This is a genomic window from Myxococcus stipitatus DSM 14675 (assembly GCF_000331735.1).
Lineage (GTDB): Bacteria > Myxococcota > Myxococcia > Myxococcales > Myxococcaceae > Myxococcus > Myxococcus stipitatus.
In genome coordinates, this window is the sequence record NC_020126.1 from 815333 (window position 1) to 841002 (window position 25670).

The window sequence follows — 25670 nt, forward strand, 5'->3', positions numbered from 1 at the left end:
TCACGTGTCCTCGGCGCGATAGACTTCGTCGCCACCCACCACCGTCAGGCGCACCTGGGCGCCTGGCAGCTCGGCGGGGGGCGCGTCCACCGGGTCCACCGTCAGCGCGACGAAGTCCGCGTCCATGCCCGGCTGGAGCCTGCCGCGCCGCGACTCCGCGAACGAGGCGTAGGCGGCGCCCACGGTGAAGCCCTCCAGCGCCTCCTGCGCGCTGAGCCGCTGGTCCGCGTGCCACCCGTTCGCGGGCGTGCCGCGCGCGTCCTGCCGCGTGCGCGCCGCGTAGAGTCCGGCCAGCACGTCCGGGCGCTCCACCGGGAAGTCGCTGCCCAGCGCCAGCACCGCGCCGGAGGACTTCAGCCGCTGCCACGCGTACGCGCCCCGGATGCGCTCCGGGCCCACGCGCGCCTCCGCCCAGGGCATGTCGCTGGTGGCGTGCATGGGCTGCACGCTGGCGACGAGGCCGCTCTTGCCCAGCCGGTCGATGTCCTCCAGCCGCATCACCTGCGCGTGCTCCACGCGGTGGCGCCCGTCCTTGGAGCCGGTGGCCTCCGCCGCGTGCAGCAGCGTGTCCAGCACCAGCGTGTTGGCGCGGTCTCCAATCGCATGCGTGCACACCTGGAAGCCCGCGGCCATGAAGGCCGTCACGCGCCGCTCGTACTCGTCCGGCGGCATCATCAAGAGGCCGCGGTGGCCGTGCTCGTCGGTGTAGTCCTCGTGCAGCGCCGCGCCCCGGCTGCCCAGCGCGCCGTCCAGGACGAGCTTCACCGCGCGCAGCGTGAGGCGGTGGCCCTGGTAGGGGCCGTCGCGCAGGAAGGTGTCGCGCTCGGCGCCCTGTCCCGCCGCCATGGCATAGACGCGCAAGGGGAGCTTCCCCTCCTTGTCCCACTTCTGGAGGAGGCGGAAGGTGCGCAGGTCCATGCCCGCGTCGTGGACACCTGTGAGCCCCACGCGGGCGATCCGGGCGAGCGCCGCGCTCAGGTGCGTGGCGTGCTCGGCGTCCGAGAGCGCCGGCACCACGACGCCGACCAGGTCCATGGCGTTGTCGAGCAGGATGCCCGTGGCCTCGCCGCTCGCGTCGCGGAGGATGCGGCCGCCGGTGGGGTCCTTCGTGTCGCGCGTGATGCCCGCGCGCCGCAGGGCCTCGCTGTTGACCCAGGCCGCGTGCCCGTCGATGCGCGAGAGCATCACCGGCACTCCGGCGTGAATGGCATCCAGGTCCTGGCGCGTGGGGAACGCCTTCTCCGGCCAGTCGTTCTGGTCCCAGCCCTGGCCGATGAGCCACGCCCCTTGATACGAGGTGCCCGGCGCCGAGGCGATGCGCGACAGGGCCTCCTGCTTGCTGGCCGCGCCCACCAGGCTCACCTGCGCCTCCGCCTGTCCCAGCCCGGCCAGGTGCCCGTGGGCGTCCGTCAGGCCCGGCACCACGGTGACCTCACCCAGGTCCACCACGCGCGCGTCGGCGCCCGCCGCCTGGAGCACCTCCTCGCGGGTGCCCGTGGCCAGCACCTTGCCGTCGCGCACCGCGAGCGCCTCCACCACCGGCCGCGCCGCATCCAGTGTGCGGATGCGCCGCGCCACATAGACAGAGGTTCCCGAAGCTCCCGCGCCCGGCGTGTTCCGGGTGCAGCCGCCGAGGCCCGAAAAGACAATCACCGCACCCACGAGCCCGCAGAGTCGTCTCAGCATGGTTTCGCGCACCTGCCTGGTTGGCTGCCCCGAACCTGGGACGAGCGCGCGCCACTCTGGCGCACCCGGCCCGCGCGGGCCAGCGTCCGCCGTCCAACGCGCCGTGCCGTGAGGGCCTTCCCGGCGCTGGACGGGCGCGTAACGTGCCGGGCATGGACTCGCCGCCGCTCACCCGTCTGTCCATTCCGCTGGACTCGCTGCGCATGCAGGCGCTGGAGGCGGGGCCCGCCGATGGGCCGCTCGTGCTGCTGTTGCATGGCTTCCCGGAGCTGTCGGAGAGCTGGCGGGACGTGCTGCCGCTGCTGGGCGCGGAGGGCTATCACGCGGTGGCGCCGGACCTGCGCGGCTACGGCGGCACGGACCGGCCCACGCGCGGCTATGACCTGGACACGCTGGCGGAGGACATCGAGCAGCTCGCCCACCACCTGCGGCCCGGCCACCCGGTGCACCTGGTGGGACACGACTGGGGCGGCGCCATCGCCTATCACCTGGCGGCGCTGCGGCCGGAGGTGGTGGACACGCTGACGGTGGTGAACTGCCCCCATCCGTCGGTCATGCTCCGCCGCATCTGGAGGCCCGCCCAGCTCCGGCGCTCCTGGTACATGTTCTTCTTCCAGCTCCCCTGGCTGCCCGAGCGGCTGTTGTCCTCGCGCGGCGGCCAGCACGTGCCCTGGCTCATCCGGCGGGGGATGGCGCCAGGCGCGCGGGTGAGCGACGAGCGCTTGTCTCCCTATGCGGCCAACCTGTCCCAGTTGTCCGCCGCGCGCGCCGCGGTGGAGTACTACCGCCAGTCGATGAGGGACCTGCTCGACCCCGCCCACGCGCGGCGGATGCTCCGGGAGTATCCCCGCATCCGCGCGCCGTTCCGGCTGGTGTGGGCCGAGGAGGACCCCGCGCTGGGCCTGGAGCTGACGAAGGACCTGGAGCCCTGGTTCGAGCAGGAGCCGGAGGTGTCATACCTCCCGGGCGTGGGCCACTTCGCTCCCTTGGAAGCACCCGAGCAGGTGGCGGCGCTCATCGTGGAGCACCTCGAGTCCCGCTCGCTGCGGGCCGTACACTGAGCGTGGGTGACGGCGGCGCGGATGTTTGCGTGCGGCAACCTTTCCGGGTGGGGACTTGGCGCCGGGCCAGGGGTGAGGGATGGTCGCGTGTCTCTCATTCCCCTTTGGAGTCATGAGCATGAACCCGTCCCAGTCCCGGCTTGGGGCTCTGTCGATGCTGGTGGTCGCCGCCGCCTGCGTGGTCTCCGTCGCTGGTTGTGCAGCCAGCCGCAAGGAGGCCTTCCTCCTGGAGAAGTCGCGTGACCACGTCTACCGCAAGCCCGTGGCGGAGGTGTGGCCGCAGGCGCTGGCCCTCCTCACCGAGAAGGGCTACTCGGTTCGTCAGGGCAAGGAGGGCTTCGAGGCCACCACCGAGTGGTTGATGCACGGTGCCCCCTCGTCGCTGGGCACGACCCAGGTGCGCTACATGGTTCGGGGCATCGAGAAGGGCCCCGGGCAGTGCGTCATCGAGTTCCACAAGCACATGGCTTCCGAGACCCGCGGCGCGAGCAGCCAGGGGCGCCCGCCGGAGCTGACCGATGCGCCGTCGCGCGGCAACGCCACCAACTTCAATCGCGACCCGGAGCTGGAGTGGGAGCTGCTCCAGCGCGTGGACGCCGAGTCCGCCACCTCGCTGCGCGCCGAGGCCGACAAGATTCAGTAGCACCCGCTTCCCGGGGCCGCCGCGCGCGAGGCTTCAGTCGCGCAGCGGCAGCTCCAGGGTGAAGCCGTCGTAGGCCACTTCCAGGGGCCCCTTGTACTCCTCGCGCGCCTGCGCGAGCAGCTTCGCGGGCTCCGTGTCGTGGCGGCTGGACAGGTGGGTGAGCACCAGCCGGTGCACGCCCGCTTCGCGGGCCACCCGCCCCGCCTCGCGCGCCGTCGAGTGATGCGTCTCCAGCGCGCGCGCCTGCTCGTCGTCGGAGAAGGTGGACTCGTGGACCAGCAGGTCCGCGTCCTTCGCCGCGCGCACCACGGCCGCGCACGGGCGCGTGTCGCCGGAGATGACCAGCTTGCGGCCCGCGCGCGCCGGGCCCAGCACGTCCTCCGGCCTCACCGTCCGCCCGTCCTCGAGCGTGACGGCCTCGCCCTTCTGGAGCTTGCCGAAGCTGGGGCCCGGGGGCACGCCCAGCTCCTTCGCCTTCTCCAGGTGGAAGCGCCCCGGACGTCCGTCCTCCACCAGCGCGTAGGCCAGCGCGTTGATGCGGTGGTCCACGCCCACCACCTGCACCGAGTAGCCGTTGCGCGGGACGACGTCGCCGTCCTTCACCTCGTGGATTTCGATGGGGAAGGACATGGACTCCAGCCCCAGGTGCACGGCCTGGTGCAGGAGCCGCCGCGCGGGAGGCGGGCCATACAGGTGGATGGCGTGCTCGCGCCCCATCATTCCCAGCGTGCGCAGGAAGCCGATGATTCCCAGGTAGTGGTCGGCGTGGAAGTGGGTGAAGAAGACGGCGTCCACGGTGAAGCCGGTGCCGAAGCGCACCATCTGCCGCTGGCTGCCCTCGCCGCAGTCGAAGAGCAGCAGGTCCGTGTCCACCTTGACGGCCAGTCCGGACAGGTTGCGGTGCAGGGTGGGCTGGGCGGCGGAGGTGCCGAGGAAGGTGAGCCTGAGGAGGGACATGCCGGCACTTCCCACGCGAAGAGGGGCTGCCGCGCGGGTGGCGCGGCGCGATGCGCCATTTAGCAGGGTTTGGACTCGCCCGTGCTATGTGGGGCCGCCCTCCCGGACACCGCCATGCCTGAATCCCTGACGTTCGCCCCCACCTCGGACCCCAAGCGTGTGCGTGCCCCGGACGGCCGCGTGCTCAGCGTGCCGGAGGGCTGGGTCCTGCTGCCGCCGGGTGACGCCGGCCTGACTCGCCGGGTGAAGGCGGCGGGCCCCACCTGGACGGTGGTGGAGAAGGTGGGCCGCAAGCTCTTCTCCCGGGGCGTCTGGGCCCCGGAGCCGCACATCCTCCAGGCCCGCGCGGAGCTGGAGTCGGAGCGCGCCACGCCCGCGTACGCGAAGAAGCTGGCCGCCGGCCGCGAGCGCCGCGCCCGCGAGCAGGAGCAGTACGAGGTCGACTTCGCCAACACCGTGCTGCGCTTCCTGGCGTTCTCACCCGCCTGGTTGCCCCACGCGAAGAAGCTGGCCGTGCTGGTCTCCACCCACGCCACCCCGGTGGGCAGCGGCACCGTGGCGCGCACCGAGCGCATCCCCGTGGAGCGCCGCGCCGAGGCCGCCGTCATCGCGTGGATGCGCCACCAGACGACGGGCTACGACGACCTGAAGATTGCCCGGGTGAAGGGCGCCCGGCGCGAGGTGCGCCGCGAGCTGGCGGAAATCTCCCGCGCGGTGCTGGACCTGCACCGCCGCGATGTCCCGCATGGGCCCTCCGCGTGTCCGCTGTGCACCGCCCTGGCCCGTGTGGGCGGCGGTGCGCGCGAGGCCTGAGTTTCACCGCTGAACGCCTGGGGTGTCTGGGTTTCTGACCAGCAGGTCAGTCATATTGCCTATTAATGACCCGTGGGTTAGTAACCGGCTTCCATGCCAAGACCCGCGGACCCTCATGCCAGGGACACGCTGCTGACCGCGGCCCGGGCGGAGTTCGCCCGCAAGGGATTGCGCGGGGCGCGCATCGAGGACATCACCGCCGCGTGTGGTCTGTCCAAGGGCGCCTTCTACCTGCACTTCGACTCGAAGGAGGCGCTGTTCGGCGAGGTGCTGGCCGCGTTCGAGGAGCAGCTGGGCGAGGTGAACACCCGGCGGATGCGGTCCACGGAGGCGTTCTTCCGGGAGCAGGGCACCGTCCAGCCCGATGAGAGGCTTCAGCGCAGCGAGCGCTACCAGCGGTTCTGTGAGCTGGAGCGCACCTTCGACGTGGAGGCGCTGGAGCTGATGTGGTCCTACCGGGACGTCGTCTCGGTGCTCGTCAGTGGCAGCCAGGGCACGCCCTACGAGTCGCTGCTGTGGCGGATGACGGACGCGCAGGTGGAGCGGCTGGCCAGCGACTTCCAGCGCTTGCAGGTGGCGGGCGCGGTGGACCCGGAGATGGACCCGCGACTGCTCGCGTCCGTCATCGTGGGGGCCTATCTGCTGCTGTCGCAGCGCATGGTGTACCACACCCAGAAGCCAGACCTGTCCGCGTGGGCGCTCACGCTCCACCGCGTGTTCGAGGGCGGCACGATGCCTCGCCTGGACTCGCTGCCCCCTTCTTCCAAGAGTTCGCGACCCAAGACGTCTCCCTCCAAGACCTCCCGTCGCGGGCAGCAGCGCGCCCGCGCGAAGACTCACCACACCCCGAGGAAACGCCAGTGAACCCCTATCGGAAACCCTCCGCCCCGCGCTTGCTGGCCGTGGCGGGTGTCGTCACGGCTGTCCTGTCGTTGCCTGCTTGTGGAAAGGCGGATGCGTCGTCGAAGACGGCCGCCGTCGAGTCGAAGGTGGCCGCGGCGCTGCCCTCCGTGACGCTGGTCGCGGCGCGCGCGGTGCGAGCCGCTCCTCGCGAGGAGGTGACGGGCACGCTGTTCCCCGCCCAGGCGCTGCAGGTGGGCTTCGAGGTGGGGGGCCGGCTGGCGGCGGTGAAGGTGGTCAAGGGGGCGGCGGTCAAGAAGGGGGACGTGCTGGGGCAGCTCGACGTGGAGATCTCCGACGCGCAGGTGGCGCAGGCGGAGGCCGCCGTGGCCGCCGCGGAGGCCGCCGCGACGATGGCCGCCGACGTGGCCGCGCGGAACGCGACGCTCCAGAAGGAGGGCGGGGTGAGCGACCTGCAGAACCGCGCCTCGGCGGCGCAGGCGGCGCAGGCGCAGGCGCAGTTGCTGGCCGCGAAGGCACAGGCGGCGCAGGCGCGGGCGGCGCGGCGGCGGCATGACCTGAAGGCGCCCTTCGCGGGCACGCTCATCGACGCGCCCGAGCAGACGGGGGCCACGGTGGGGCCGGGCACGGCGCTCTTCACGCTGGAGCACCTGGACACGCTGGTGCTGAAGACGACGGTGGCGGAGTCGCTGCGCGGCCGGCTCAAGCCCGGCGCCAAGGTGCGAGTGGAGGCCATTGGTGGCGCGGGCGTGTTCACCCTGGACGCGGTGGTGCGCACGGTGCTGCCCTCCGCGGACCCGGCGACGCGCCGGGTGCCGGTGGAGCTGGCGGTGCCCAACGCGGATGGCCGCTTCGTCGCGCACACGCTGGCGCGCGCGGTGCTGCCCTTGGGCGAGGACCAGGACGCGCAGGTGGTGCCGGGCACGGCGCTGTCGTCGTCCAACGGGGACCACGTCTGGGTGGTGGGCACCGGCGGCGAGGCGAAGCGCGTGGAGGTGCGGGTGCTGGAGCGGCGGGAGCGGGAGGTGGTGGTGCTGGCGAGCCCCGCGCTCGAGTCCGTCATCGACTACCCCACGCCGAGCCTGTCGCAGGGCTCGCGCGTCACGGTGAAGTGAGGGGGCGCCGCCATGCTGCTCAGCGACGTCTCCATCCGCAGGCCCGTCTTCACCACCATGATGTCGCTCGGCCTCATCGTCCTCGGACTGATGGGGTTGAGCCGCCTGGGCACGGACCTCTACCCGGACGTGTCCTTCCCCGTCGTCGTCGTCACCACCGTCTACAAGGGCGCGGGCCCGGGGGAAATCGAGACCCAGGTCGTCAAGCCCGTGGAGGATGCCGTCGCGGGCATCAGCGGCGTGGACAAGATTCACTCCTGGAGCCGCGAGAACCTGGGCACGGTGGTGGTGCAGTTCAAGCTCTCCACCAACCTGGACCGCGCGGTGCAGGAGGTGCGCGACAAGGTGGCGGGCATCGCCAACCGGCTGCCGCAGACGGCGGACGCGCCGGTGGTGGGCCGGGTGGACCTGTCCGCCACGCCCATCCTCACCTATGCCGTGTCGGCGGACCTGCCGTCGCAGGCGCTCCGGCGGCTCATCGATGACCGCATCAAGCCGGCGCTCTCGCAGTTGGAGGGCGCGGCGGAGGTGCGCATCACGGGCGGCGACACGCGTGAGATTCAAATCGACCTGGACCTGGACAAGGCGCGCGCGGCGGGGGTGTCTCCGTTCGACATCGCCCGGCGGGTGGGGGCGGAGAACCTGGACCTGCCCGCGGGCCGGCTCAAGCTGGGGGCCAGCGAGCTGACGGTGCGCTCGCTGGGGCAGTTCCGGGGCGTGGAGGAGATCCGGGCGCTGCCGGTGGCGCGCAGCCGCACGGGCGCGCAGGTGCGGCTGGAGGAGATTGCCACGGTGACGGACGGCGTGGCGGAGCGGCGCACGGTGGCGCGGCTCAACAGCAAGGACGCCGTCATCCTGGAGGTGGTGAAGCAGCCGGGCTCGAACACGGTGGTGGTGAGCGACGCGGTGAAGAAGGTGCTGAAGGACATGGGGCCGGAGGTGGGGCACGGCTTCACGGCGCGGCTGCTCATCGACCAGTCGGACCTCATCCGGGAGAACGCGCACGAGGTGTGGGTCGCGCTCATCTTCGGTGGCGCGATGGCGGTGCTCATCATCCTGATGTTCCTGCTGGATGGGCGCGGCACGTTCATCTCCTCGCTGGCCTTGCCCACGTCCGTCATCGGCACGTTCTTCGTGATGTACGTGCTGGACTACACGCTGAACCAGATGACGCTCTTGGGGTTGTCGCTGGCCATCGGTCTGCTCATCGACGACGCGGTGGTGGTGCGCGAGGCCATCACGCACCGGCTGGAGAAGGGCGAGGACCCGATGAGCGCGGCCGCCAACGGCACGCGGGACGTGGGGCTCGCGGTGCTGGCGACGACGCTGTCGCTGGTGGCGGTGTTCGTGCCGGTGGCCTTCATGCCCGGCATCGTCGGGCAGTTCTTCAAGCAGTTCGGCATCACCATCTCCATGGCGGTGCTCGTCTCGCTGTTCATCTCCTTCACCTTGGACCCCATGTTGTCGGCGCGGCTGGCGAAGCGGCGGGTGCCGGGGGAGGTGCACCAGGAGAACGCGGTGGCGGCGGCGCTGCGGCGCATGCTGGATGGGACGGAGCGCTTCTACGCGTCGGTGCTGCGCTGGGTGCTGTCGCACAAGTGGACGACGGCGGGCATCACGCTGCTCTTGCTGGTGATGTCCTTCGGGGCGGCGAGCCGGCTGGGCGCGGAGTTCATCTCACCGGAAGACCGCTCGCAGTTCCTGGTGGACCTGAAGCTGCCGGACTCGGCGAGCCTGGCGGAGACGGTGTCCCGCACGGCCGAGGCGGAGGCGCTGGTGCGCAAGATTCCGGAGGTGACGGATGTCTATTCCATCGTCGGCACCAACGGAGACGTGAACAAGGCGCGCATGCGGGTGCTGACGCTGGGCAAGAACGAGCGCACCAAGGGCATCCCGGAGATGAAGGACGAGGCGCGTGCGCTGTTGTCCTCGCTGGTGGCGACGCGGGTGAACCTGAGCGACCCGCCGACCATCGAGGGCCTGGGCGACTACTACCCCATCATGGTGCGCGTCACGGGGCCGGACCTGGTGCGGGTGAACCAGGAGGCGGAGCGCATCGCGGGCATCCTCCGGGGGCTGAAGGGGACGGAGGACGTGCGGGTGGAGGCGAATCCGCCCAAGCCGGAGCTCCAGGTGCGCATCGACCGGGCGCGGGCGAGCGACGTGGACGTCAACGCGCAGGTGCTGGCGACGCAATTGCGTCTGGCCATCGACGGCGACGTGGTGGCGAAGCTGCGCGAGGGGACGACGGAGACGGACATCCGGGTGCGGTTGGCGGAGAGCGACAGGAGCACGCCGGAGCGGGTGCGGCAGCTGGAGGTGTATACGGCGCGCGGGCTGATTCCGGTGTCGGACCTGGCGCACCTGGAGCTGAAGGATGGGCCGAGCGTCATCGAGCACGAGAACCGGGAGCGGCAGCTGGTGGTGTTCTCGCAGCTGGCGAAGGGGGCGGCGCTGGGGGACGTGGTGGTGGACCTGAAGAAGCAGGTGGCCGCGCAGCCGCTGCCGCCGGGGTACGCGGTCATCTACGACGGGCAGATGAAGGAGATGGAGTCGCAGAACAGCGCGTTCGGCATGGCCTTCGGTCTGGCGTTCGTCTTCATCTACATGGTGCTGGCGAGCCAGTTCGAGTCGTTCAAGCACCCGTTCACCATCATGGCGTCGTTGCCGTTGGCGCTGGTGGGCGCGCTCCTGTCGCTGGTGGTGACGGGGTATCACCTGTCGATGGGCGCGATGATTGGCGTCATCCTGTTGATGGGCCTGGTGACGAAGAACGCGATTCTGCTCATCGACGGAGCGCTGCAGCACCTGCGTGAAGGGGACTCGGTGGACGAGGCCATGATGAAGGCGGGGCCTCGGCGGTTGCGTCCAATCCTGATGACGAGCGCGGCGATGGCCATCGGCATGGTGCCGACGGCCATTGGAACGGGGACGGGCTCGGAGTTCCGGGCGCCCATGGCCATCTCGGTGATTGGTGGAGTCATCACCTCCACGTTCCTGACGCTGCTGGTGGTGCCGGTGGTGTTCGCGGCGATGGAGCGCATCGGCGGCAAGCGCCGGGCGAAGCCGCAGGAGCCGGCCAGCGTGGGGCAGGCCTCCGAGCACGGGCCCAGCCAGGCCGCGTGACACCCCCGCCGTGAGACGCCGGGCCCGAGTGTCTCCTCGGGCCCGGTCAGTCCTTGAGTCGGGCGAACCGCCGGGCCTCGGCAAGTGCGGTGGACTCGGGGAAGAGCCTGCTGGCGTGTTGGGAGAGGCGAGCCGCCTCGTCGGTCTTCTCCTGCTCCCCGAGTGATTCGATGAGTCCAGCCCAGGCTTCTTCCAGGAGACTCGAGGCACGGGAGGCGGCCTCTCGGTAGAGGGCCTCCGCGGCTCCTGGCGAATCTCGGACGACGCTCTCGAAGCGCGCCATTCCGAGGAGCGTCTCGGGGCTCCGGTCCGAGGACTCAAGTGCACTCACCAGAATCTGCTCGACCTCCGCGAAGAACGCGGTGGGGTCCGGGACATCCTCCTTCGCCCAGAGAAGAGCCCGGCTGGAGAGCAGCAGCCCTGGAACATGGGCGGGGCAGTGGGTGCGAAGGCGCTCGAGCAGGCGCAGCTGTTCGTCACACCCCCATTCGAGGCGCCGGGCCTCCGACAGCAACTCCATCAGTTCGTGGGGGCTCGGGTGCATGAGGGCTCACAGCTTCTGGAGCAGGCGGGATTGGTCCTTCGCCACATCTTTCAGGAGCTTCAGCGCGGTCTGAAGCTCCTTCTTCGTCCCGAGGGTGAAGTTCTCGGCGTCATACATCCTCTGGAGTTCGTGGCGTGTGAAGTCCTTGAGCCGTGAGGGGAACCCGGAGACGCGCTGAAGCCGGGCGGGAATCTCCCCCAGCTTCATGGAGAGGTCGGCGATGTGCCGGCGGAAGGTGGCTGCCGCGGACTGCTCGATGAGGCCCGAAGAGGCCGACTCGGCCACGAGCGCCTCGGCCTCCGCGAACTGGCCGTCTGAAATCAAGTGGGTGATTCGCGCTTCCGCGCTGTTGCGGCCAAATCCGCCCCCGCTGCCCTCGGACGCGTGCGCACACGAGACAAGGCCGCAGCCGAGCATGAAGAGCGCGAGGACCCAGCCGCGTGTCCTGGTTCGCTGGGCCATCGCGTGGTTCCCGTGCACACACTTCTCCGTTGCACCCACGGCCGTGGGTAGACGCAGGGCATGCGCGTTGGCGCCGGGGTTGATTCATCCCCGGCCCCTTCCAGTGTGGCGCGGAACTTCCACCACCCGGCCAGGCGCCGTGAGTTCTCATTCGATTTGAAACAACTCCGCGCGCGACAAGACGGAGGTCGAGGAGGGGGCGCGCGCGGAGGACTCGGGCTCAGCGCGCGTGAGACGCGCCCTGCTCGTTCATCAGGAAGTGGCGCGTGCGGGCCTTCGTCAGCTGCCGCTCCGCTTCCTCCAATGACACACAATCCACCGTGATGTCGTCATTGGGCGCCGCCTCCGACGCCACCCGCGCCGTCTGCAGCCGGGCGATGGTGGAGTCCGACACGTGCGCGCACATCAGACACCCCCGCTGCCGCCCGTAGAGGACCACCTCTCCGAAAATGGCGGCCGACTCGGGCTCCAGCGCCTTCAACCCCCTCATGTCCGCCAGCACCAGGTGCCGGCCTCCTGCATACGTGTCCGTCGCGGCCCGATAGGCCGCGGCGAAGTCCTTCATCTCGATGGGACGGACAAAGCCCTTCAACCGAACGGTGACCGTACGGCGGTTCGTATCGTTGGCGACTTCGAACATGGCCCCCCCTTCCTAAGGGAGACCAAATAATAACAAACAACCCCGCTGACTCGAAACCACCCCTCAGACACTCTGTCATCCCCGAAATAATGGAAAGACATTGTGTCGAGACAGACCCCGCCCCACCGGGTTGTGTCTCGTGCCGGTGCAATCCTTCAAGCGCCGTGAGAAATCGAGTCGCAACGGACTCAGGCGCGCTGACTGCTCTCACCGGTGATGACGGCGGAGCCAATCAGGTGCGCCAGCCGCAGCGCCTCCGGGACGCGGCCCCGGTCCGTCACTCGGGCCAGCGCCTCCGCGACGAGCGAGGGCTCCGCGCCCTGGACCTGGAAGGTGAAGCCCCCGAGCTGATGGATGGCCCCCGCGCGCTGAATCCGCGCCCAGCGCTCCTCCGCCCGAGGCAGCCGCCGCAGCGCCTGCTCCACCGCCGCCAGGTCCGGGTGCCGCCGCATCACCGCGACACACGGCTTGCCCAGCCGCCCCGCCAGCTCCGGCAGGTCCACCACGTTGAAACCTCCAAACGCGATGCCATCCAGCAACACCAGATGCACCTGCGGCAGAAACTTCCCTCCCTCCAGCAGGCGACACACTTCATTTGTCGCATTCCAACCATCGCGACGCACGCGCCCCCAGACCAATCCCTCGAAGCGCGTGCCTCCACACACCACCCCCGCCAGCGGGACCGCCGAGCCCGGGCGCCGCGCGAAGGGGCCGTCATCGAAACCAATCACTCGAGGGAAGCGGGGCAGTCGTCGCATGGGGTGACGGGACTCAAGAAACACAAGGCGTCTGAAAAGGAAGAAGCCCGGCCCCGCACGAGCGGAGTCGGGCTTCTGGGCTGCCGAGGCAGGAAGACTTCAGGCCGCGCGCACGTTCTGCGCCTGGAGGCCCTTGGGGCCGCGACCGACTTCGAACTCCACCTTCTGGCCTTCCTGCAGCGTGCGGAACCCATCCATGTTGATGGCCGTGTGGTGGACGAACACGTCCTCACCGCCACCATCCTGCACGATGAAGCCAAAGCCCTTTGCATCGTTGAACCACTTGACGGTACCAGTTGCCATGAATCGCGTTCTCTCGGGTGATGCGGCGCGCCGCGGTTATTGGCCTGTGAGAAACTAGAGGCCGTAATTCAGGTGTAGTCTGCCTGGGGCGGCCGGTTGAGTGGAAGCCCCCTTGGCCGCTTGCCCTCCAGGCGAGGTGAGGAGCGGTAGCCGCGCTCCCTACTTCCGGAGAGGCGCCGCTGGAGCGGGCGTCGCGAGGCGCGTGCCTACCCTCAGGGGGAGCCCCTCGCTTCACCTGGAATGGAAGGAGCCCCATGGCTGGATTGACCCCACAGGACACCGCGCCCGCGCTGGTGTCCGTCCCGCCTCATGCGGAGAGCCCCCCGCGCCGCTGGGTGCGGCACCTGTTCGACACGAGCGCCCGGGCGGGAATCCTGTCCCGGCCGCTGCTCGACAGGCTCCCCCTGCGCCGGTGGGTGCCCTCCGCGGTGCACTCGCTCCTGGACTACCGGGGTGGGGTGGTGGCGCTGGTGTCCGGCCAGCTGTCCAGGGACCGCGTGGCGCGGCGGGTGGGGCGGGTGCTGGGCCTCTCCACGATGGCCGTGGCGCTCTTCACGGACACGCGGCTGAGCCTGTCGCGGCGCCTCTCCATCGAGTCCCATGAGCTCTTCGACTACGCCCACGGGGCGGCGCTGCTCGTGGCCCCCTTCGCCCTGGGCTATGCGCGGCGCAGTCCGGGCGTGGCCGCGGTGCACGTGCTCCTGGGGCTGAGCACGCTCGGGGTGGCGCTGGTGACGGACTACCGGGGCCAGCGCGGCCTGCACCTGGGCGGCGTGCTGAGGACGGACCCGGAAGGCATCGGGGCCTGAAACGCGAAGCGGCGGGGCCCGTCTTCGAGCACCCGCCGCTTCCCTGCGTCACGTCACGTCGGGCCTCAGGCCGTCTTCACCGCGGCCTCGGCCTTGGAGGTGGGGGCCGCGCTGGCGCCCGCCACGCTCTGGATGCGCATGCCGTAGAAGCTGCGGTAGACGAACACCGTCGACAGGACGAAGAACACCACGGAGAGGATGCGGGTGAGCTGTCCCTGCCCGGCCGCCTCGAGCTCCACCGCCAGCTCCACCGCGAGCAGGCCGAAGAGCGTGGTGAACTTGATGACCGGGTTGAGCGCGACGGAGGACGTGTCCTTGAACGGGTCGCCCACGGTGTCGCCCACGACGGTGGCCGCGTGCAGCTCCGTGCCCTTGGCCTTCAGCTCCACCTCCACCAGCTTCTTCGCGTTGTCCCAGGCGCCGCCCGCGTTCGCCATGAACACGGCTTGATAGAGGCCGAAGACGGCGATGGAGATGAGGTAGCCGACGAAGAAGTACGGCTCCAGACAGGCGAAGGCCAGGGTGCTGAAGAAGACGGCGAGGAAGATGTTGATCATCCCCTTCTGCGCGTACTGCGTGCAGATTTCGACGACCTTCTTGGAGTCGGACACGCTGGCCTTCTCCACGCCCTCCAGCTTGATGTTGGCCTTGATGAACTCCACCGCGCGGTAGGCGCCGGTGGACACCGCCTGCATGGAGGCGCCGGAGAACCAGTAGATGATGGCGCCGCCGGTGATGAGGCCCAGGAGGAAGGGCGCGTGCAGCAGGGACAGGAACTGCGCCTTGTCCGCGTTGAGCGCGTTGCCGTTGATGCCCACCAGCAACACGATGATGGAGAAGATCATCGTCGTGGCGCCCACCACGGCGGTGCCGATGAGCACCGGCTTGGCGGTGGCCTTGAACGTGTTGCCCGCGCCGTCGTTCTCCTCCAGGTACTCCTTGCCCTTCTCGAAGTCGGGCGTGAAGCCGAAGTCGCGCTGCACCTCCTCCTTCACGTTGGGGACGTTCTCGATGAGCGACAGCTCATAGACGCTCTGCGCGTTGTCCGTCACCGGGCCGTAGGAGTCCACGGCGATGGTGACGGGGCCCATGCCCAGGAAGCCGAACGCCACCAGGCCGAAGGCGAACACCGGCGCGGCAATCATCAACTGGCCCACGCCCTCGCCGGGGACACCGGCGCCGCTGAACCAGAACGCCAGGCCCATCAGGCCGGCGATGATGAGGCCCATCCAGTACGCGGAGAAGTTGCCCGCCACCAGGCCGGAGATGACGTTGAGCGACGCGCCACCCTCGCGGCTGGCCGTCACCACCTCGCGCACGTGCCGGCTCTCCGTGGAGGTGAAGACCTTGATGGCCTCCGGGATGATGGCTCCCGCCAGCGTGCCGCACGTGATGATGGCGGACAGCTTCCACCACAGCGTCGGGTCGCCGTTGAGGTTGGGGACCAGCGCGTAGCTGACCAGGAACGTCAGCGCCACGGAGATGAGCGACGTCAGCCACACCAGCGCGGTGAGCGGGTGCTCGAAGTTCATGTGGTCCGCGTTCTTGTACTTGGCGGACTGATACACGTTGTTGATGGCGTAGGCGGCCAGCGACGCGAGCACCATCACGATGCGCATCATGAAAATCCAGACGAGCAGCTCCACGCGGAAGCCCTCGCCCACCGCCAGCAGGATGAAGGTGATGAGCGCCACGCCCGTCACGCCGTAGGTCTCGAAGCCGTCCGCGGAGGGGCCCACGCTGTCGCCCGCGTTGTCGCCCGTGCAGTCGGCGATGACGCCCGGGTTGCGCGCGTCGTCCTCCTTGATGCGGAAGACAATCTTCATCAGGTCCGAGCCGATGTCGGCGATCTTCGTGAAGATGCCGCCCGCGATGCGCAGCGCGGACGCGCCCAGCGACTCACCAATGGCGAAGCCGATGAAGCAGGGGCCCGCGAAGTCCGCCGGGATGAACAGCAGGATGGCCAGCATCAGCAGCAGCTCCGTGCTGATGAGCACCATGCCGATGGACATGCCCGCCTGGAGGGGAATCGCGTACGTGGGGTAGGGCTTGCCACGCAAGCTGGCGAAGGCCGTGCGGCTGTTGGCGAACGTGTTGACGCGGATGCCGAACCACGCCACGCCACATGAACCGGCGATGCCCACGAGGCTCGCGCCGAGGATGATGGCCACCCGGCCCGCGTCCATGTGACGCAAGAAGCCGAAGTAGCCCACCATCACCACCGCGATGAGCGCCCACAGCACGCCGATGAACTTCATCTGCGTCGCGAGGTACGTCTTGCACGTCTCGTAGATGAGCTCGGAGATCTCCAGCATCGCCCGGTGCACGGGCATCTTCTGGAGGCTGGCGTACTGGATGAAACCGAAGACCAGGCCCAGCACGCAGACGGCGATGCCGGACAGCAGGAGTTGATGGCCATTGAGCCCGCCCCCCAGGAACGTCTTGGAGGCGAAGTCGGGGAGAACCAGGTCCGCTTCACTCGCGTGAGCGGCGCTGGCGGCGAGGACCGTCATGAGCCCCAAGGCCCTGACGGCCACGCCGGTCATGCTCCGGGAGAGAGCATCCATGCGTGAAACAGTGCTTGTCATAGGGGTGCAACTCCTCACGAAACTCGGCCGGAAGCGCGACCCACAACGCCGCGCCCCGGGATGACAGGGAGTGGTGTCGAGGGGTTGGCCGCCTGCGAGCGAAGTTGCCGCGCGCCGACGCTTCAGCACAGCCTCGCCCTTCCTGATGCGCTTGCACGCACCGTGAAGGCAAGACGGCGAATAGCATGGGTCTGACTTGGAAGTCGAATTCCGAGATGGCCTACCTGTCGGTAAATTCCAACTTCGCTGGGGGTTGCCGTCGAAGGCTACTCCCGGGGTGGCATCCCCTCGGAGAGCGCCGCGCTGCGCCAGCGCGATGGCGCGGCGAGCCGAGGCATCCCTTCAATCAAGGCGGTTACAGGGGTGCTTGTGTCATGCAAGCACGGCGCGCCCGATTTCGCTCGGAGTGTTTGTCAGTGAATAGAGCGCCTGAGCCCAGACAGTCCGGGCCCTCCAGTTGAAAGGCAGGGGGCCGCGCACGCCCAACGCACCTCCTCGCCATGCCGACCCCGTTATCCCGCCGCCTCGCCCGTCCCCAGCCCCGTTCCCCGCCGCCCCACCCGCCCCCGGCTTTCCGGCCACACCCTGCCTTTCAACCGGACAGACGTCATTGCAAGGTGATTGCCAGGGAGGCCCGTTCCCGCGTCTTCCCTCGGAGCGCGCGGTGGGGACTGGCCCGTGGGACGAGGAAGGTGTCGGCTCGTCTGAAAAAATCACTGTCCAGCCGTGAACGCGGCGGGAAAAACGACACACCTGAGTGGATGACAGACAGCCCCGCAGGGCAGGCGCCGCTGTGGTGCGCGCGGGTGCCCTGTCCCGACAGCGGGCGTGACCTGGTGCTGGCGAAGATTTGACAGAGTTGAGTCAGCGCATGTCTGTCCATTCAGGCACCTTGGCTGGCGTCGAATCCGGCGCCGTCTGGTTCGACGGTCCTCTCCAGCGAGAAGGGTGATGCGTCCCGCGTCGCGGAAGAGGGCGGCGTCTTGCCTTGAACCCAGCAACATCCGAGGAGTCGTCCATGAACAGCATGAAGTGGGTGATGTCCGCCACGGTGGTGGCGATGACCGTCGTCGGCTGTGGTCCCGCGTCCGCGGTGGATGCGCCGAAGGACCCGCGGGCGTCGAAGGAGGGCCTCGCGCTGCCGTCCTTCTATGGTTCCGACACGTTGAAGGAGGCGGCCATCGCGGCGGTCCTCCAGTCGGGCTCCGGGCTGGTCGTCGAGGGCAAGGGCTCTGGCGTGGGCGAGGCCTGCCTGCGCAACGGCGTGGGCTCCAGCGGCTTCTGCGCCGCGGGCGCGCAGACGCTGGCCCCCATGTCGCGCGACTTCGCGGCGCCGAAGACGGCGTCGGGCGCGGCCTGTCTCAATGGTGCCTCCGCCGACGCGAAGGGCTGCTGCCCGGGGGAGCGCAGCAACGTCATTGCCCTGGATGCGGTGATTGCCTACGTGAGCACGACGCGGGCCGCGGCGCTGCCGAGCAATGGCCTCACCACGCAGGAGCTGCGTCGCATCTTCTTCGCCACGGACAGCTCCGGCGTCGCCATCCCCAGCGCGTGCCCCACCGACTGGAGCGCGCTGGGCCTGCCCTCCGCGCCCATCGTCAAGTACCGCCGCGACGACCTGTCCGGCACCACGGACACCTTCAAGTCGCTGCTCAAGGGCGGCACCTTCTGCCCGGGCGTGACGGTCATCGTCGATGAGTCCGCCTCCAACCCCAGCCCCTGCGTCGCGACGGACAACGCGACCACGTGCATCGGCAAGCTGACGGCGTCGAACAACAACGCCATCGGCTATGCCGGAGACCCGGCGTCCCGCACGGGCAACGCGAAGCTGTCGCTGAAGGCCGTGGCCCCCATCTCCCCGACGACCAGCACGTACGTCGCGCCCACCGTCGCCAACATCCGCAAGCTGCTCCAGGGCGGCTCCTCGGATGCCTATCCGCTGGCCCGCCGCATCTTCCTGAACGAGAACACCGTCGCCGCCCGCTCCTTCGACGAGGACGTCCTCTACAACTGGGCCTTCGCCAGCAACCGGGACGAGTTCGAGGCCATCCTCGTGGAGCAGGGCTTCATCGCGTGCACGGAGGGGTCCTCGCTGGACTGCGGCCCGGGGCTCTGCGGCGCGCCGTGAGCTGACCTTCGCCCGGGCCACCTCGTGGGGTTCGGCACCGGGCCGGAGGAGGGTCCGCTCCTCCGACCCCGCGTCGGCTCCCGCTCCCCTTCATTGAAAGGCGTCTTCGCCATGCACCTGAAGAAACGCTTCGTGCCTCGCTCGTCGTTGCTCGCCGTCTGCGCTTCGCTCCTGGGGGCGCCCGTCCTGGCCTCGGAGGGGCAGGCCGTGCCGTGGGTGTGCCGTGATTCCCAGGGCACGCTCGGCTCCATCGAGGAGCTGGCCCTGCCCACGGGCTCCGGGCCGCTCAGCATCACGCTGGGGCCAGACCTGGCGCTCTGGTACACGCTGGCGGGCTCCAACAAGATTGGACGGGCCACGCGTGACGGCGTCGTCACCGAGTTCTCCCTCCCCACGCCCGCCGCCGGGGTGCAGCAGATTGCGGCGAGCTTCGACGGACACCTCTGGTTCACCGAGCTGGCCGCCAACAAGGTCGGGCGCATCGCTCCGAACGGCACGGTGACGGAGTTCCCGCTGCCGCAGCGAGGCTCCAGCCCCGCCGGCATCACCGCGGGCTTGGATGGCAACGTCTGGTTCACGGAGCTGGTGGGCAACCGCATCGGCCGCATCACGCCGGAGGGCGTCATCACCGAGTTCCTCCTGCCGACGCCGGGCGCCCAGCCGCGCGCCATCACCCAGGGCTTCGACGGCCACCTCTGGTTCGTCGAGCAGGCCGCCAACAAGGTGGGCTCCATCTCCCCCGACGGGGTCATCCGCGAGTTCGACCTGCCCGTGGCCAAGGCAGGCCCCTCCGCCATCGTCGCGGGCCTGGATGGCCACGTCTGGTTCACGGAGCAGGCGGGGAACCGCATCAGCCGCATCACGTCCGACGGCGTGGTGACGCAGTTCTCCTTACCCACGGAGGGCAGCCAGCCGAATGCCCTCGCGGTGGGGCCGGACGGCCAGCTCTGGTTCACCCAGCTCGCCGGCAACCGCATTGGCCGCATCACCTATGCGGGGGCCATCACGGAGTACGCCCTGCCCACGCCCGGCAGCAGGCCCTCCGGCATCGTCGTGGCGCCTCCGGGCCGTTGGTGCGTGGACGCGCACCTGTGGTTCACCGCGCGGGGCACCCACAAGCTCGGGAAGATTCGGGCGCTCCCCGTTCCGTAAGGCGCTCCTGAGGCGCCCGTGCCGGCGCGCACCGTCCGTCGTCAGGTCTCCGCAAGGGAGCGGGAGGGAAGGTGCGCGCAGGCCGTCCCGAGGCGGGCCTGGACGCGAGGACCCTTGCGAGCGTCAACGCTCGAGAGTGGGGTCCTCGCGCTTGTTCACATCCGCTCCCAGGCAAGGATTGTCTTCAGATAGCCCTGGCGGTTCGAGAGGAAGCCGGAGCGCTTGTAGTCGACGACTCCCGCGACGTGGAAGAAGAAGTCCCACGTGTTCGGGGCGGTGCGGATGCCGAAGACCAGGCACATGGTCTCCTGGAGCGCGACGCCCTTGCGGCCCTGTCCCTCCTTGCGCGTGCGGTAGTCACGCGTCACCGTCGATTCGACCTTCGCGCCCCTCGCGTCGTCCCAGACCTTGGCCAGGTAGTCGGCCTTGCGCATCTGGTGGGTGATGGCCTCGGTGTCGCGCCGCGCCGCCGCGAGCAGGCTGTCCATGTAGTCCTCGGACAGGCCCGGCTGGCCGTGGCCGACGTCGGGCGGTTCGGCGATCTTGTTGGCGTTGACGTGATGAACCCGGACCTGCTGGGTGCCGGTGTCCTGTGTCACATAGAAATGACAGCCGTTGAAGGGCCCCGACATCATCAGGGGCGGCCCGGCGTTGGAGAGCTCCATCGAGACGATGCAGGAGTCCTCCCAGCTCAGGTACTGACAGCCCAGCGCGCCTCCGGGATTGTCTGGATAGGCGTGCAGTTCGTTGACCGGTGCGCCGCCGTAGGCGCCCTGGGTCTCCGCCGTGATGTCCAGGTAGAGGGTGATGTTGTTCTGTAGGAGGACGGCGTTGTTGGGTGCCGCGGCCTCTCCCGCGACGACCATCGCCGTGATGTCGGCCCTGGTGAGGCCCATGAACGGGGCGTTCGTGGCCAGGGGCCTGGTGCGGTTGTACCAGGCGGCGGTGGGACGGTGGTTGATGCTCAGGAAGAGGGGCTTCTTCTCGAGGAGGTTCAGCCGTGTGCCGATGTTGTTGAACTGGTCGATGAGGGACATCCGAGGCTCCTGGCTCAGCTCCAGGTGTACTTCAGTTCTCGGGTGTCGCCCACATCCTCGGACATCGCCCCGAGGCGGCCCTCATCCTGGGTCTTCGCTCGGGGAAACCCACGCGCTCGGGAAGCGTCGCACGCGCTCCATTCCGTGACACGCTCCGGGTGGGTGCGGGGCATGTCTGGTTTTGTTGCAAGGACTTGTCATTGACGGACGGTGCGTGCGGCTAGGGTGCGCCCATCCTGGCGGGTTCCTCCTGTCTGGCTGGACCTGATGGGAGGGGCTCGGGGGTGGTCAAGGCGCATCCATGGGATGCGGAGGGACATGCACATGGGGATGACACGGATTGGGTCTGTCCCAACCCGCGCGCGGGTGTTGTGTCTGGCATTCACAGCGGTCCTCCAGGCTTGTTCCTCCGAGCCCCCCGACGTGAAGGGCATCCCCGTGGACGTGCCCGAGCATTCGCGCCTGTGCCGCCCCGCGCGCTCCGGCGAGCGGATTCCGCTGCGGCAGGCCGCGACGCGCCCCACGGTGACGGAGCGCTTCGAGGGCCTGCGGGCGCGCGCGGAGGAGCAGTGTGGCGCCTGTCACCTCGCGCCCCACGCACAAGGAGGCTTCCAGTTCACCGCCGACCTGGAGGGGCTGAAGCGCGACGGCGCGCGAATGGCCCTGAAGGCGGCGCAGGGCGAGATGCCGCCGAGGGCCTCGGCCCCGCAGCTCAAGGAGGCGGTGGAGTGGTCGTGCGCGCTGAGGGCGTGGCTGGCGCGAGGCACCCCGGAGGGGGCGTTCCCCGTGTCGTGTGATGCGTCCTCGGAAGGGGGCGTGACGGTGGCGCGCGAGGTGGGGGAGGGGATGACCGACCTGGGGCACTGCGTCCCGGAGGTCTATCCGCAGGCCCCGCTGGGCTCGGATGCGCCCAAGGACGCCTTCTTCGCCGGACTCACGAAGCTGCCGCGCCTGCTGTCCGAGACGGACACGGACATCATGACGTTCGACGCGCTGAAGCTGGTGGAGCGCGGCACCGTCGCGTTCGCGCCGACCTATCCCCTCTTCTCGGACAACGCCAAGAAGCTGCGGTGGGTCCACGTGCCGGCGGGGCAGTCCATCCGCTACGACGCGGAGACCGGGAGGTTCCACATCCCTCCCAACACGCGCTTCTACAAGACCTTCTTCAAGGCCGTCGCCGACAAGAGAGGCCAGCGCCGCTACCGCAAGGTGGAGACGCGCCTCATCGTCGTGCGGGAGCCGTGGAACCAGTCCCTCTTCGGGACCTACTTGTGGAACGAGGATGAGACCGTCGCGGAGCTGCACGACCTGCGCTACCGGAACGACGAGCCCTTCTCCGACCGCGTGCTCGTCTACACGGCCTATGAGCTGGGCGGCGCCACGCGGAACTACGCGGTCCCCGGCGCCCACCGGTGCATCCAGTGTCACAGCGGCGCGGAGGCCCAGAACTTCGTCCTGGGCTTCACCCCGTTGCAGCTCAACCGCCGCGCCCCGGGGGAGGCGGGGGTGGATGAGAAGACCGTCATGGGCGAGGACGAGCTGAACCAGCTGGACCGGCTGGTGCACTACGGCGTCATCACCGGGGTGCCCGCGTCCCCGTCGCCGGAGGCGCTGGAGGCAGCGCTGCCTCGGCTGGAGCACTCGGCCCAGGCGCTGCCGTCGTCGGAGGAGGCGCGCAAGGCGGTGCTGGAGCTTCAAGGGTACTTCGTGGGCAACTGCGCCCAGTGCCACAACCCGCGAGGGTTCGCGGTGGTGAGCAACCCCGCCATCGCCTCGCTGGACTTCTCCGCGGGCGGCACGCTGTTCGGCTGGAACCCGTGTGGCGTCAAGGAGAGCAACGGGCAGCGCGTGTACGCGGACTGCGCGGTGGCGGACTTCCAGCAGGACCTGCTGCTGCGCTCGCCCTCCAGCACCCTGTATCAGCGCGTGGCGCGCGACACGGACGCCCGCGTCATCCACATGCCCACCAACGTGCCGGGCAAGGACTGCCGCGCGTCGCTGCTCGTGGCGCGCTACCTGGCGACGCTGGAGTGGCCCGCCGAGAAGACCTTGGACCCGGAGCAGAAGCGCGCGGCCGTGCAGGCGCGGCTGCGTCAGGCGGACACGGTCGTGGCGGGCGCGTGCTCGGACCCGGTGGACGTGCAGTGGGTGACCGAGGACTTCACCGACAAGGTGCCCTACACGCCGCGCAATCCCGCGTGGCGAGAGGCCATCGGTCACGGCCCCTTCGAGTTCCTCACCCGCTACGCCATCACCGACCGGCACGAGCAACTCGCGCACAAGCGCTTCCCCACCAACTGGTGGCTGCCCAAGCGCGCCTGCCGTTTCCCCACGCAGAACAGTCCGCCCTCGGGACATGACCCGTGGAATGACTCGCGCGACGCGTGGATGGTGAACGCGCTGGGCAACCCCCGCGCGCCCTGGGGCGAGCTCTACCACTCCACCCCGGGCGCCACCGCCTTCCAGGGCATCTGCGCCAACTGCCACGGCCGCACGGGGGATGGACAGACGGGCGCGGCGAAGGTGCTGGTGGCCCTCAACGGGGGCCGCGTGGCCAACCTCGTCAGCGGCATGTTCGGCGCCACGAATGGCACATCCCACCTGGCGCTCTTCGACAGCCTCAACCCCCACGGAGGCGCGCGCTACCTCGCGTACATGGCGTCGGGCGGGACGCCCATCCAGTTCACCCCGGAGTTCATGAGCGCGTGGATCAAATACGGGGAGGTGGACATCGACTTCTCGCCGCGCACCTCGGATTGGACGCGGTGGGGAGCGAACATGCTGGGCGCGGGCCGTGGCGCGTGTGACCTCATCCGCACCGGGAACTTCGGCACCGCGTCCGCCGAGCCACCCAGTGGCAACCGCAACGCGGTGGGCGCCGTGCGCATGTGGGAAGAGGTCTGCACGCTCGACAACCCGCTGACGGAGGCCATCCGCGCCGGACAGGAGCCCGCGCTGTCGGAGTGGCTCCAGCATGCGCAGTTCAACGTGGGGATGATGGCCTACTTCTACCTGCGAGATGAGCTGTCTCGAGGCGCCGAGGGCATCTACCCCCTGCGGACCGAGTGTGAGCGCCGAGGGGCCCCATGAGCCGCCGCGCGGGTGTGAATCCTTTCATCGGGAGAGCCAGCATGAAGAGCAACGTCCTGGGCGTGTGGCTGTTGATGTTGGGAGGACTCCTGGCGTCGGGCGCCGTGGGGTGTGGCGATGACGGCGGGGAGGGTTCACCGCGGGACTCGGGAGTCTTCGATGCGGGCCGGGATGGGGGACCCAGGCCCGAGGACGGAGGTCGGGATGGCGATGGGGTGCCGGACTCCGGCCGCGATGGAGGCGAGGATGGAGGCGACGACGCGGGGCGTGACAGCGGCTCCGTGACGCCGGACGCCGGTGATGACGGGGGCTCGGGTGAGCCCGACGCGGGCCGGGACGCCGGGCCGAGCGTGCGTCACCGCGCGCACGTGCGCTTCGTCAACGTGTTCCTCGGCACGAAGGGCAATCCCTCCGACCAGGTGGACCGTCCCTGGACGCCCTTCCAGGTGGACCTGTACGTGGGGGGCACGAAGCGCTTCGCCTCGGTGGCGGCGGGCAACGCGGCGGTGACGGCGTTCCAGGAAGTGGAGCTGACGGGGCCCACGCAGGTGGTGCGGCTGGCGGCGCGGGACGCGGAGGGGGATGGGGCCGCGCCGGAGCTGGCCGCGCTGGAAGGCACCTCGCTGGCGGCGGGGGACTGGGTGACGGTGGTGGGCTCGGGCTCGCTGCTCCAGGTGGGGCAGGAGCGCCCGGACAAGCCGCGCCTGGTGGTGCTGAGGGACCACGCCTTCACCCCCGTGACGGAGCCGGACTCCGTGCGCGTGCGCTTCATGTCCGCGGACCGGGTCCTCTCCGCGACCGCGCGGCGGCGCTTCGCGAACGAGTCGGGCGTGCCCTTCGAGAACAACACCGTGGAGGCGTACTCGGTGGACACGGTGGAGAACGGCGTCACCCTCCCCGCGGACACCTCGCGCGTGGCCATCGTCGGCACGACGCCCGCCTTCACGCCGGCGCAGAGCGGCTGGCTCTACTACTCCCTGCCGGAGGGGACGCTCGTCGCGGGACAGGCGTACTACGCCATCAACACCGGCGAGGACCGGCGCACCCTCCCCGACGAGGGCGCCGCCGCATTGCTCCTCGTCACCGCGAAGCGGGATGAGACGGTCCGCTTGAAGCGCGGGCCGCTCGTCTACTTCTTCAACGGCTTGCTGCCCGCGACGCCGGGCGGGACGACGCCCTCGCTCCAGGTCATCCAGGGCTCGCTCAACGTCGCCACCGCCATGACGTACGGCGCGGCGCCCAAGGTGGCGGACCTGCCGGTGACGGCCTCGGGGCTCTCGGTGCGTGTCACCGTGAGTGGCCAGCCCGCGCAAGGCGTGCTCGAGTCCGCGGACGTGGGCCCGCTGGAGGCGGGGCGCCGCTACCTGGGCGTGCTGTGCGGACGTCAGGGCGCGTCGCCGACGCTCACGGTGGTGAAGGACGAGTTCGCGCCGGACGCGCCGCAGGCTCCCTTCCTGCGCATCATTCCCTGCTCGGCCAGCGCGCCGACGCCGCTCGACTTCGGCGCGTACGCGTTCCAGGCGGATGGCTCCAGCCGGGACACCTTCACGCCGCTGCTCACCGGGCTCTCGTACACGCTGGCCTCGCAGCCCGTCACCGGCGTGGCCTTCGCTCCGCCCGTCTCCACCTCCACGCCCGCGTACACGTGGCTGGGCGTGAAGACGACGGGGGACTCACCCGTGGAGCGCACCATCCGGGGGCGTGTGCTCGGCACGCCCTCCTTCCTCATCCTCATGGGGGAGTGGGACGGCTCGCTCACGTACCGCACGCTCAACACGCGGCTGAATGCGTGGGGCGCCTCCGCGCCCAATGACGCCACCTTCAGCCCGCTGCCTTCGCCGCCGTGAGGTGCCGTCGCTGAAAACACCAACGCCCGCCCGCGGCCTCGTCCGGCCGC

Annotated in this window: 20 protein-coding genes; 11 read left to right on the plus strand and 9 right to left on the minus strand. The window is 69.8% G+C overall.

All coding sequences use genetic code 11. The features are described from left to right. The gene (locus tag MYSTI_RS03290) at positions 1 to 1686 is read right to left on the minus strand and encodes an amidohydrolase (protein ID WP_015346275.1); all 1686 of its coding nucleotides are present in this window, start codon (positions 1684 to 1686) and stop codon (positions 1 to 3) included. Positions 1687 to 1838: 152 nt separating this feature from the next. On the opposite strand from MYSTI_RS03290, the gene MYSTI_RS03295 reads away from it, so the two are divergent. Further along, on the plus strand, positions 1839 to 2747 hold the full coding sequence (locus MYSTI_RS03295; protein ID WP_015346276.1) for an alpha/beta fold hydrolase: 909 nt from the start codon (positions 1839 to 1841) through the stop codon (positions 2745 to 2747). 118 nt (positions 2748 to 2865) lie between these two features. Then, positions 2866 to 3390: a hypothetical protein gene (locus MYSTI_RS03300; protein WP_015346277.1), complete on the plus strand. Its 525-nt coding sequence runs from the start codon at positions 2866 to 2868 to the stop codon at positions 3388 to 3390. Between the two features lie 33 nt (positions 3391 to 3423). Here MYSTI_RS03300 and rnz read toward each other — a convergent pair whose 3' ends face one another. Next, positions 3424 to 4347: a ribonuclease Z gene (rnz, locus tag MYSTI_RS03305; RefSeq protein WP_015346278.1), complete on the minus strand. Its 924-nt coding sequence runs from the start codon at positions 4345 to 4347 to the stop codon at positions 3424 to 3426. 114 nt (positions 4348 to 4461) lie between these two features. On the opposite strand from rnz, the gene MYSTI_RS03310 reads away from it, so the two are divergent. From MYSTI_RS03310 to MYSTI_RS03325, 4 genes are all read left to right on the plus strand, one after another. Then, the gene (locus MYSTI_RS03310) at positions 4462 to 5160 is read left to right on the plus strand and encodes a DUF2293 domain-containing protein (protein WP_015346279.1); all 699 of its coding nucleotides are present in this window, start codon (positions 4462 to 4464) and stop codon (positions 5158 to 5160) included. Between the two features lie 93 nt (positions 5161 to 5253). Further along, on the plus strand, positions 5254 to 6024 hold the full coding sequence (locus MYSTI_RS03315; RefSeq protein ID WP_015346280.1) for a TetR/AcrR family transcriptional regulator: 771 nt from the start codon (positions 5254 to 5256) through the stop codon (positions 6022 to 6024). Next, positions 6021 to 7136, plus strand: a complete 1116-nt coding sequence (locus MYSTI_RS03320) for an efflux RND transporter periplasmic adaptor subunit (protein WP_015346281.1) — start codon at positions 6021 to 6023, stop codon at positions 7134 to 7136. Before MYSTI_RS03315 ends, MYSTI_RS03320 begins: the two co-directional genes overlap by 4 nt. A 12-nt stretch (positions 7137 to 7148) precedes the next feature. Then, complete coding sequence (locus MYSTI_RS03325; RefSeq protein WP_015346282.1) at positions 7149 to 10262, plus strand: efflux RND transporter permease subunit; 3114 nt, start codon at positions 7149 to 7151, stop codon at positions 10260 to 10262. 46 nt (positions 10263 to 10308) lie between these two features. Here MYSTI_RS03325 and MYSTI_RS03330 read toward each other — a convergent pair whose 3' ends face one another. The 5 genes from MYSTI_RS03330 to MYSTI_RS03350 all read right to left on the minus strand — a co-directional run bounded on the left by MYSTI_RS03330 (position 10309) and on the right by MYSTI_RS03350 (position 12969). After that, positions 10309 to 10806 (minus strand): hypothetical protein, encoded by a 498-nt coding sequence (locus tag MYSTI_RS03330; RefSeq protein ID WP_015346283.1) that lies wholly within the window; start codon positions 10804 to 10806, stop codon positions 10309 to 10311. A 6-nt stretch (positions 10807 to 10812) separates the two neighbouring features. After that, complete coding sequence (locus tag MYSTI_RS03335; RefSeq protein ID WP_015346284.1) at positions 10813 to 11268, minus strand: hypothetical protein; 456 nt, start codon at positions 11266 to 11268, stop codon at positions 10813 to 10815. A 220-nt stretch (positions 11269 to 11488) separates the two neighbouring features. Then, positions 11489 to 11908: a hypothetical protein gene (locus MYSTI_RS03340; protein ID WP_015346285.1), complete on the minus strand. Its 420-nt coding sequence runs from the start codon at positions 11906 to 11908 to the stop codon at positions 11489 to 11491. A gap of 188 nt (positions 11909 to 12096) precedes the next feature. Continuing rightward, positions 12097 to 12666, minus strand: a complete 570-nt coding sequence (locus tag MYSTI_RS03345) for an endonuclease dU (RefSeq protein WP_015346286.1) — start codon at positions 12664 to 12666, stop codon at positions 12097 to 12099. 99 nt (positions 12667 to 12765) lie between these two features. Further along, the gene (locus MYSTI_RS03350) at positions 12766 to 12969 is read right to left on the minus strand and encodes a cold-shock protein (protein ID WP_015346287.1); all 204 of its coding nucleotides are present in this window, start codon (positions 12967 to 12969) and stop codon (positions 12766 to 12768) included. Between the two features lie 254 nt (positions 12970 to 13223). On the opposite strand from MYSTI_RS03350, the gene MYSTI_RS03355 reads away from it, so the two are divergent. Next, a complete protein-coding gene (locus tag MYSTI_RS03355; protein ID WP_015346288.1) occupies positions 13224 to 13778 on the plus strand; it encodes a hypothetical protein in 555 nt (184 codons plus the stop codon). A gap of 65 nt (positions 13779 to 13843) precedes the next feature. On the opposite strand, the gene MYSTI_RS03360 is transcribed toward MYSTI_RS03355, so the two are convergent. Further along, complete coding sequence (locus MYSTI_RS03360; RefSeq protein WP_233278153.1) at positions 13844 to 16324, minus strand: sodium-translocating pyrophosphatase; 2481 nt, start codon at positions 16322 to 16324, stop codon at positions 13844 to 13846. A 1060-nt stretch (positions 16325 to 17384) separates the two neighbouring features. Between MYSTI_RS03360 and MYSTI_RS03365 the strand changes: the two genes are divergently transcribed. Together MYSTI_RS03365 and MYSTI_RS03370 are read left to right on the plus strand one after the other, a co-directional pair. Then, positions 17385 to 18494 (plus strand): substrate-binding domain-containing protein, encoded by a 1110-nt coding sequence (locus MYSTI_RS03365; protein ID WP_015346290.1) that lies wholly within the window; start codon positions 17385 to 17387, stop codon positions 18492 to 18494. Between the two features lie 111 nt (positions 18495 to 18605). Then, positions 18606 to 19646 (plus strand): Vgb family protein, encoded by a 1041-nt coding sequence (locus tag MYSTI_RS03370; RefSeq protein WP_015346291.1) that lies wholly within the window; start codon positions 18606 to 18608, stop codon positions 19644 to 19646. 155 nt (positions 19647 to 19801) lie between these two features. Here MYSTI_RS03370 and MYSTI_RS03375 read toward each other — a convergent pair whose 3' ends face one another. Beyond that, positions 19802 to 20683, minus strand: a complete 882-nt coding sequence (locus tag MYSTI_RS03375) for a hypothetical protein (protein ID WP_015346292.1) — start codon at positions 20681 to 20683, stop codon at positions 19802 to 19804. 423 nt (positions 20684 to 21106) lie between these two features. Here MYSTI_RS03375 and MYSTI_RS03380 point away from each other — a divergent pair, with 423 nt between their 5' ends. Next, positions 21107 to 23773 carry a hypothetical protein gene (locus MYSTI_RS03380; protein WP_144369973.1) on the plus strand — a complete coding sequence of 889 codons (2667 nt, stop codon included), beginning with the start codon at positions 21107 to 21109 and terminating at the stop codon, positions 23771 to 23773. A 41-nt stretch (positions 23774 to 23814) separates the two neighbouring features. Beyond that, on the plus strand, positions 23815 to 25620 hold the full coding sequence (locus tag MYSTI_RS03385; RefSeq protein WP_044278579.1) for a hypothetical protein: 1806 nt from the start codon (positions 23815 to 23817) through the stop codon (positions 25618 to 25620). Positions 25621 to 25670: the final 50 nt, after the last annotated feature.

Coding starts and splice junctions, on each gene's coding strand:
- MYSTI_RS03315 (WP_015346280.1), top strand. CDS start 5,254: ATGCCAAGACCCGCGGACCCTCATGCCAGGGACACGCTGCTGACCGCG.
- MYSTI_RS03375 (WP_015346292.1), bottom strand. CDS start 20,683: ATGTCCCTCATCGACCAGTTCAACAACATCGGCACACGGCTGAACCTC.
- MYSTI_RS03345 (WP_015346286.1), bottom strand. CDS start 12,666: ATGCGACGACTGCCCCGCTTCCCTCGAGTGATTGGTTTCGATGACGGC.
- MYSTI_RS03340 (WP_015346285.1), bottom strand. CDS start 11,908: ATGTTCGAAGTCGCCAACGATACGAACCGCCGTACGGTCACCGTTCGG.
- rnz (WP_015346278.1), bottom strand. CDS start 4,347: ATGTCCCTCCTCAGGCTCACCTTCCTCGGCACCTCCGCCGCCCAGCCC.
- MYSTI_RS03360 (WP_233278153.1), bottom strand. CDS start 16,324: ATGACCGGCGTGGCCGTCAGGGCCTTGGGGCTCATGACGGTCCTCGCC.
- MYSTI_RS03310 (WP_015346279.1), top strand. CDS start 4,462: ATGCCTGAATCCCTGACGTTCGCCCCCACCTCGGACCCCAAGCGTGTG.
- MYSTI_RS03300 (WP_015346277.1), top strand. CDS start 2,866: ATGAACCCGTCCCAGTCCCGGCTTGGGGCTCTGTCGATGCTGGTGGTC.
- MYSTI_RS03350 (WP_015346287.1), bottom strand. CDS start 12,969: ATGGCAACTGGTACCGTCAAGTGGTTCAACGATGCAAAGGGCTTTGGC.
- MYSTI_RS03330 (WP_015346283.1), bottom strand. CDS start 10,806: ATGCACCCGAGCCCCCACGAACTGATGGAGTTGCTGTCGGAGGCCCGG.
- MYSTI_RS03370 (WP_015346291.1), top strand. CDS start 18,606: ATGCACCTGAAGAAACGCTTCGTGCCTCGCTCGTCGTTGCTCGCCGTC.
- MYSTI_RS03355 (WP_015346288.1), top strand. CDS start 13,224: ATGGCTGGATTGACCCCACAGGACACCGCGCCCGCGCTGGTGTCCGTC.
- MYSTI_RS03385 (WP_044278579.1), top strand. CDS start 23,815: ATGAAGAGCAACGTCCTGGGCGTGTGGCTGTTGATGTTGGGAGGACTC.
- MYSTI_RS03335 (WP_015346284.1), bottom strand. CDS start 11,268: ATGGCCCAGCGAACCAGGACACGCGGCTGGGTCCTCGCGCTCTTCATG.
- MYSTI_RS03365 (WP_015346290.1), top strand. CDS start 17,385: ATGAACAGCATGAAGTGGGTGATGTCCGCCACGGTGGTGGCGATGACC.
- MYSTI_RS03290 (WP_015346275.1), bottom strand. CDS start 1,686: ATGCTGAGACGACTCTGCGGGCTCGTGGGTGCGGTGATTGTCTTTTCG.
- MYSTI_RS03295 (WP_015346276.1), top strand. CDS start 1,839: ATGGACTCGCCGCCGCTCACCCGTCTGTCCATTCCGCTGGACTCGCTG.
- MYSTI_RS03325 (WP_015346282.1), top strand. CDS start 7,149: ATGCTGCTCAGCGACGTCTCCATCCGCAGGCCCGTCTTCACCACCATG.